General features: G+C 49.2%; 8 protein-coding genes. 5 read left to right on the top strand and 3 right to left on the bottom strand.

Annotated features, from left to right (window positions below; genetic code table 11):
- Nucleotides 1-83: 83 nt before the first annotated feature.
- Complete coding sequence (locus tag AC0QKW_RS22200) at nt 84-929, bottom strand: BT4734/BF3469 family protein (protein ID WP_473153283.1); 846 nt, start codon at nt 927-929, stop codon at nt 84-86.
- 851 nt (nt 930-1,780) lie between these two features.
- Between AC0QKW_RS22200 and AC0QKW_RS22195 the strand changes: the two genes are divergently transcribed.
- From AC0QKW_RS22195 to AC0QKW_RS22185, 3 genes are read left to right on the top strand one after another with little or no spacing between them, the layout of a single operon-like run.
- Nucleotides 1,781-2,278, top strand: a complete 498-nt coding sequence (locus AC0QKW_RS22195; RefSeq protein WP_473153282.1) for a hypothetical protein — start codon at nt 1,781-1,783, stop codon at nt 2,276-2,278.
- Between the two features lie 16 nt (nt 2,279-2,294).
- Nucleotides 2,295-2,516: a hypothetical protein gene (locus AC0QKW_RS22190; protein ID WP_473153281.1), complete on the top strand. Its 222-nt coding sequence runs from the start codon at nt 2,295-2,297 to the stop codon at nt 2,514-2,516.
- Entirely contained in the window at nt 2,516-2,863 is a 348-nt protein-coding gene (locus tag AC0QKW_RS22185; protein WP_473153280.1) for a hypothetical protein, read from the top strand. Before AC0QKW_RS22190 ends, AC0QKW_RS22185 begins: the two co-directional genes overlap by 1 nt.
- Here AC0QKW_RS22185 and AC0QKW_RS22180 read toward each other — a convergent pair.
- On the bottom strand, nt 2,809-3,912 hold the full coding sequence (locus AC0QKW_RS22180) for a site-specific integrase (protein WP_473153279.1): 1,104 nt from the start codon (nt 3,910-3,912) through the stop codon (nt 2,809-2,811). The genes AC0QKW_RS22185 and AC0QKW_RS22180 overlap by 55 nt on opposite strands.
- Nucleotides 3,913-4,503: 591 nt before the next feature.
- On the opposite strand from AC0QKW_RS22180, the gene AC0QKW_RS22175 reads away from it, so the two are divergent.
- Entirely contained in the window at nt 4,504-5,163 is a 660-nt protein-coding gene (locus AC0QKW_RS22175) for a hypothetical protein (RefSeq protein WP_473153278.1), read from the top strand.
- Between the two features lie 239 nt (nt 5,164-5,402).
- Nucleotides 5,403-5,576: a hypothetical protein gene (locus tag AC0QKW_RS22170; RefSeq protein ID WP_473153277.1), complete on the top strand. Its 174-nt coding sequence runs from the start codon at nt 5,403-5,405 to the stop codon at nt 5,574-5,576.
- A gap of 100 nt (nt 5,577-5,676) precedes the next feature.
- Here AC0QKW_RS22170 and AC0QKW_RS22165 read toward each other — a convergent pair whose 3' ends face one another.
- On the bottom strand, nt 5,677-7,089 hold the full coding sequence (locus AC0QKW_RS22165; protein ID WP_473153276.1) for a cobyrinate a,c-diamide synthase: 1,413 nt from the start codon (nt 7,087-7,089) through the stop codon (nt 5,677-5,679).
- Nucleotides 7,090-7,099 lie beyond the last annotated feature (10 nt).

Raw genomic sequence — 7,099 nt, 5'->3', positions numbered from 1 at the left:
GCGTCTCGGAAACAACATGAGCAGCGCATCTATCGAATCGAGTTCAAAATACACACGTACTGCTATGCTGCCGATTAGTTTTGTCAGTCAACCAGCCAGGTACCATATTGGTTAGCCCAACGATGATAGAGTTCGTCAAGACGATTTAGAGTGTCGTCAGTGATGTCAGGAATGAATTTTTCGATGTCACTGAAAACTTCCGACAAAGGGACGCCATACCGAGTTAGCTTGCAAGCTAGGTAAATGCTGTAGTTGTAACGATTGCCTTCTTCGTACTTACCAGCGCGATCGTTTGCGTACCCTATGCAGTTCTCAATGACCTCCTCAAGCGTTGCTGCAAAAGTACCTGTCGGAATATCCTCGACCTCACCCAACTCAGGTTCGGGGCCAACGACAACAGGGCAGGACTCCCAATTTTCTCTTATCCAAAGCTCAGGGTCATAAGAGAGGAAGTTAAGCCGTCCAATATTTGAACATTGAGGATCAAGCTTAATACCTCTGGCCTCAAACCGTATGCTAAGTTCACGGAAAGCACTCTTGTAGTTACCCTCATAGAAAACAAGAAAGCCGTATCCCGTTCCAGAAACACTCTTCCAGCAGGCTACAACTTCAGGGTATTGGATTATTTGATCAAGAGTAATGTCTAGTTCATCTCCGTCCAGGTACATCACTCCGCTGACTTGATCTATACAGTCATCTTTGCGGATAGGGAAGATTCCAGCCCAGGTAATGCCAGGTAGTTTCTTCTTTTCAGCTTTATAATGCTTGCTTTTGCCTTCCTTCTGGTAAATATCTCTTACAATTTTTGCCCGTTCATTAGTGCGAATACTGCCCAGCGCATCTAATATTGTAGTGGTGTAAGCAGGTACAGTAGAGTTCTCATATGAAAACTTGAAAACTGATATTGGAGATTCGAGAGTTTGTTTCATTAACTAATAAATTTATAATTTGTATTCTCTTAATTTAGCATCCCTAACGCAAGAAGAAACAATCATTTAGTTGGTTCGAGTTAATGGAACTAATATAACGCCTCTATCTATATTGGTAGTTCCGCACCATAGAGGAAAAGTGATCATTTTCTTTCCTCAAGGACATGACCGGGAAAAGTTACTCTAAATATAGGAACATGAACAGTTTTAAGTAAGTTTTTCCGGTCTTGAGTGATTCAGATCACAAGCTCATTCAAAAATCTCGAACAAGTGCCAAAAATAATCTAGTTGCAATCGTTCAAACAGCTCCCACTATTAGGAACAGGCAAGGCTAATTCATGAGATGAGGCACTACGACGAGTCATCATCGCTTCTCGCATCTTACAGGGCAGCACAAGCGCCCTAGACTTGTTCATCTTTGCCAACTTGACATATCTCCTCCGACTGTAGAACTGCTCTATCCATACTGAGTCGCAATCGTCAGAGAAATGCTTTCACTTCAACGCTATGGATTCACCAGAGCGAGTCCCATACACAACTACCACCAGATAAAAAATATTTTTTATTTTTTCTAAATTCGTCTAGTCTTTTCTCGGCTTCATCCTTGGCGCTGTCTATCCCAAGGCTTCCTTGGTGTTTGTCCCTCCCAGAGGGCTTGTTTGTACTTTGAGCGGGTTCTGGAATGTCCCACATGTCGGAGTAAACCCCAGCGATGCTCACTACCGCTTCGATGCCGCGCCCTTTCTACTAACTCTTGATTTTGCCTGATTCAATAATGGTGAATCGCTATTCAGAAGCTTCTCAGGCTTGTAATTGGAGATAATCAGGTTAACTGATAGGTGATTTAACAAATGCCCGGAGGAAAGCTAAGCCCAGATCAATGCAACCTAGCCATTAGAAAAGAGAAAGTTTCCGATCTAAGGCTTCAGGGTTACACCTTTAGGCAAATAGGTGAAGAACTAGGAATTTCTCATGTTCAAGCCTTTCAAGATGTTCAAGTAGCACTTTCTGAAACTAGATCTCATACTGCTGAAATCTGTGAAAACCTCAGAGAACTTGAAAGTCAACGCTTAGATGGAATTTGGTTAAAGCTCTCCACCAAGCTAGGTCAAACTGAAAGTCCTAGCGACCTGGCTAAACTCACCCAGCAGTTGCATCGAAATATTGAGTTGAGAATGAGGCTTTATGGATTAGAAAGCGCTAAACGTTTAGAAATTAAGACGTTAATGGATAATCATGCCCAAGAATTTATTAGTTTCTTGCGGACATCATTACCCCAAGAAACGTTTATGCAAATTGCAAATGCAATTGAGCATCTTGAAACTATTAATGTAATTCCTAACAAATAAATCATAAGGATCTATTATGAATTTTAATCTCTCGATTACAGAAGAACCTTGTAACTTCCTTAAATGTGAAAAAGATTCGCTTAAAGGACTACACAAGAACTGGATTAAAGAAGTTCACTATATCAAGCGTGGAAGTGGCCCTCCAGCCACGGTGCTCTATATAAAAGAAATGATTTTTGACAGGGCAGTTAACCAAGCCTCACCTGAAGCACGTCAGAAGTATGGGAGGGTTGTTTGATGGCAAAACAAGAATCTAACCCAAGCCTAAAAGTATTAGAGGAAATGGTAGTAACTTTACGAACAGGATTAGATATTGTTCAACAGGAGCTACAGTATCAACGTTCTCAAAACCAGGAGAACCAATGGGTACCTCTTAAAGAAGCAGTTCTCGCCCTTGGCCCAGCCTTTAGCGAAGAGAAGCTAAGGGATGATATTAATGCTGGTTGGTTAGCCTATGGTGAGCATTACGTAGATACTAGTCATGGCAAAAGGGCAAATTATGCCGTTAAGGTGTCAGCACTGCGTAATTTTTATGCAACTCCACCAGAGTCACGGTGCCCTAATTTACGAAGCACTTCGAGATAGTCACGCTCTGAAGTTGAGCGTAAATAGATATCACTGTGGACTTTTAAGCTGTGCCCCTGGAGCCGTGCTGCGATCGCTGGATCTATGCCGCTATGAGTACAACGAATACTCCAGGCATGGCGAACATCATATAAATGAAATGGCAGACCTTGACGCTTAAAATATTGAGCGCTGAGTCTCCCTATGTCATCATTACGACGCCAAGTAATTTTAGGTAACTCAAGAACCTTGCCCTTAAACCAATTTTCCCACCATTCTAATGGGAGCGGCATAGCAGAATGTGCTCCCGTTTTGCCATCTGAGATTGCTGCCAGTGGGTTGGTTTTTAGCCTTTCTAGATCAATATGGAAAACTTCATGGTTGCGTACACCATACGTAGCCATTAGCTGAATAAACGTCTTCCAACGTAGATCTTGGATAGATTCGATCCAACTTAATATCTGCTCATCAGGAGGTATAGTTCGCGGATCCACTGCTTGTGGAGAATACTTTCCTCTGAATCCCGAAAGATCACAATCAATTTCCGCAAACTTAGCAAGGGCGTTGAATGCCGTACAATACCTTTGTCTTGTCCGACTATTGGCAGGAGTAGCCAAAGCTGTTGCTTTCAGCCTTTCAACCGTTAAAGGGACATCCTGAGGAAGTTTGGCAAACGGTAACCGGTAGTCCTTATCCCAAGTGGTTTCAGTTTTTGGGGTCTTCCCACGACGGGCAAAGTAATCAGCCTCAAATTCGCTCACCCAATGCTTGATGGGTTTACTTTCTGGCAAGCTATCTACCCAATCGCCCCACTTAAAGCCCCCCTCTTCAAGCTGAACCCATACCTTCTGAGCGGTTTTACGTGCCGCCCTTAAGCCTGCCACTGAAGCAAACACTCTGCCAATCGGTATGAACTGTCTATGAGGCTTAGTGCGATCGCTCTCTGGCTTGGGTGGAAGGGTACCTCTAAGTACCAGCCTTTGACGACGTTGCACGATAGAAAGAGCAACCCCACTGGCACGTAAGCTCTCATTTACCTTTTTAAGCTCGGATTCAAAGTCAAGTGGCATGGGCAAGAGTGTGATCCGCTGTGTGATCCGATTATAGCTACACATAATCCCACATAACCCTAAATAGCCCCCTAAGTCTCACGGTTTAATAGGGGTTTCAGGGTACTTAGAAACAAAACACTTGTCCTGCTGTAGCTGTGATGGTGGATTGTGATTCCACCATTCGTGGGTTCGAGCCCCATCATCCGCCCTGTGTTTGTATAGCGATACTTTGATTGGTCATCAGTGACCCATTGCGGCCATTAGTGACCGCAATGGGTCGCTGGCTACAAAATGCTATTTTCTAGACGGCATTATTGAAAATTAACTGTTAGCTGTGTACAGTATGCAATGCCCTTAGATGATTGACTAAGGGCTGCTGTGCCTTTCAGCACTGCCGCAGGACTAATCCATAGACGTGTTTTTTGCCTGCACTCCTCCGGCGATCGCCTGGGGCAACTCGATCCTTAGGGATACAGTTCGTGAGGTCGTTTTGGTGGTTCTGTAGCAATACTTCTGTGGCGACCCTCTAAAGGTGCAATAGAAGCCGTTATCTCAGCGCTTCAAGCAGCAGTCGTCGTTTGGTTCTTTAGAAATTTTAGGAACAGTTTCATGCTGACTCACCTTCATCGCCTTGCTAGCCGCGCCTTTAAAGCTGTAGCGGCTGGGGTTTTGGTAGTAACCTTCGTGTTTTTGAGCCTGCCTGGGGCTGGGTCTCAGGCGCTAGCTGCGCCCAAGGGCACCTTTACAGAAACCATGGATCTCAAAATGACCAAGGCTGCCCAGGATTTTGTGGAATCCATTCTAGATGACTATTCTGATGCTCTAGATGGCTCTTTTGCAGAGGCTCTCAAGCCCCTCAAGTCGGTCACCAAAGACTTGACCAAGCAGTTGGGCAAAGCCGCTGTGGCCCCCGAGTCGATCAGCGCCACCACCCTACCCGCCAAGATTGACGGTGCCAAAACCGCTCTAGATAGCGCCGCCGCCGCTTTTGATGGCCTGGTGGCTGACACCAGCAAGTTTAAGGCCACCCTGGGTATTGCCCCCGACCAGCTTAAAGAGGCGATCGACACTCAGCTCGGTACTAAGTTCGACGAGCTGCAAGCCGCGTTTGCAGAGGTCTCTGAGGCCATCACTACGCTGTCGACCGACACCGCCGGTCTCGCAGATGCCGACCCGGCTACGGCGCTAACCGCCTACACCGAGCATGCCACGCTGCTCTCCCAGGCGATCGAGTCAGCCAAGACCGTGATCTCCTCCTTTGGCGATTAATTTCAGCTGATGGGCTATTTTACGGGCTAATACGCCCAGCCAAACGGTAGTTTTGTAGCCTTTGCACAGGCGCTCTCTGGTGAAATAGAGGGCGCTTTTTTTGTGGCTGTCAAATGACATCTATCGAGAGAAGTATTATTTATCGAAGCTACTCATAGACGCTATGGACATCGGTTTTGGTATAAGCAAATACAGATTGTTACTATGCAAGAGTAATCAAAAGAGAAGAGCGAACTGTTATGGCTACCCAATCTAACCGCGACTGGACTACCAACGAACTGGTGAACTTTAGCGCCGCCCTGGCCAGTGGCTATGTGCCCGGTATGCAAGACCGCAAGGCTGTCAGTGGCGATCGCTGGACTGTCCAGCGCCACATTCAAGCTTCTGTTATGCGCGGCCAAGCCTATCTCTAGACTGGCTAGACCCACGGCTAAGCACCGCCTGCCTAGCGCGCTGGCACCCTAGGCAGACGCGAGTCAATGACCTCTTTCCGACAGCGGCGAGAGGTCGTTTTTATGGGTGCTTTTGACGCGCTTGGCGATAGCGCCGACAGGCTACCACCAGGGCTTGGGCGACCTCGGGGCAGCCACCCCAGTGCAGGTGCAGGTACGAGGCATGGACTTGATGTAGGCTCCAGCCCTCGACGGTGTGGGGCTGCTCTGCACCGTAGCGCTGAAGCTGATAGAGCGGCTCCAGCGGCAGCGTCTCAGTATCAGAACGGTGGAACTCATGGCCCCAAACGACTTGCCCAGCGGATAGAACAGAGCTACCCTGCATGGCCGTAGCCCGTCGATAGCCCAGGGTGAGCCGCTTGGCCATTCGTACTGTGGTGGGCAGCACCCCCACCATCGGCCAGGGTTTGTCTTCCAGATCGACCAGGGTGGTGGCCAGATACATGAGCCCCCCACACTCAGCGTAGGTGGGCATGCCTTGGGTGAGCAGGGTTTTGAGTTGGTCTCGCAGGCCCTTGTTAGCCGCTAGCGCGGCGGCAAACATTTCAGGAAAGCCGCCGCCAAAGTAAAACCCGTCAATATCGTCAGGGGGTTGAGCGTCTTGAAGTGGGCTCCAGGGCACCAGGTCGGCTCCGAGGGCGGTGAGCATATCGAGGTTGTCGGAGTAGTAAAAGCTAAAGGCGGCGTCTTGGGCGATCGCAATTTTGGGTGCTGGGGTGGTGAAGTAGGGGCGCACCGCCGTGCGCCCATATCGCGGGGCAATGGATAGCAATGGGGTCAGGCCATGCCAGTCAAAGCAGGTTTGGCCGAGGTGGGCGAGGCGATCGAGAATCTCTGGGAGCTGGGGAAGTTCGGCGGTGGGGACGAGGCCCAGATGGCGATCGGGCAGGGCGATCGCATCTTGCCGCCGCAAGACGCCCAGAATGGGAATATCGATACTGGCTAGAGCGTCTTTGAGCAGGTCGAGGTGGCGATCGCTGCCCACCCGGTTCAGCACCACCCCGGCGATGTGAATCCTGGGGTCAAGGCTGCGGTAGCCATGGACAATCGCCAGCACCGATCGCGACAGTCGCCCACAGTCCACCACCAGCAGCACCGGCAGGTTTAGCAGTCGGGCTACGTGGGCAGTGCTGGCCACATCAGACAGCCCAGAGGCACCGTCAAACAGGCCCATCACCCCTTCTACCAGGGCAAATTCAGCATCCTGGCAGCGGCGAATAAAGCACTGCTGCACATAGGGTTCCGAAGTTAGAACTGGGTCAAGGTTGTAGCAGGGGCGACCCGTGGCCTGGCGGTGAAACATGGGGTCGATGTAGTCTGGCCCCACCTTAAACGACTGCACCCGGCACGACTTTTGCGCCAGGGCCGCCAGCAGCGCTAGGGTGACGGTGGTTTTGCCCACGCCGCTGCGCTCGCCCGCGACGACGAGCCCGCCCGAGAAGCCCGAGGAGCCCAAGGAGATAGTTGCAGTCAATCGCAATCCT

Source organism: Pseudanabaena sp. PCC 9330, assembly GCF_055795045.1.
Note: the sequence above shows the minus strand (reverse complement) of the source record. Positions and strands in the feature narration are given on the sequence as shown.

Coding starts and splice junctions, on each gene's coding strand:
- AC0QKW_RS22195 (WP_473153282.1), top strand. CDS start 1,781: ATGCCCGGAGGAAAGCTAAGCCCAGATCAATGCAACCTAGCCATTAGA.
- AC0QKW_RS22185 (WP_473153280.1), top strand. CDS start 2,516: ATGGCAAAACAAGAATCTAACCCAAGCCTAAAAGTATTAGAGGAAATG.
- AC0QKW_RS22190 (WP_473153281.1), top strand. CDS start 2,295: ATGAATTTTAATCTCTCGATTACAGAAGAACCTTGTAACTTCCTTAAA.
- AC0QKW_RS22170 (WP_473153277.1), top strand. CDS start 5,403: ATGGCTACCCAATCTAACCGCGACTGGACTACCAACGAACTGGTGAAC.
- AC0QKW_RS22200 (WP_473153283.1), bottom strand. CDS start 929: ATGAAACAAACTCTCGAATCTCCAATATCAGTTTTCAAGTTTTCATAT.
- AC0QKW_RS22175 (WP_473153278.1), top strand. CDS start 4,504: ATGCTGACTCACCTTCATCGCCTTGCTAGCCGCGCCTTTAAAGCTGTA.
- AC0QKW_RS22180 (WP_473153279.1), bottom strand. CDS start 3,912: ATGCCACTTGACTTTGAATCCGAGCTTAAAAAGGTAAATGAGAGCTTA.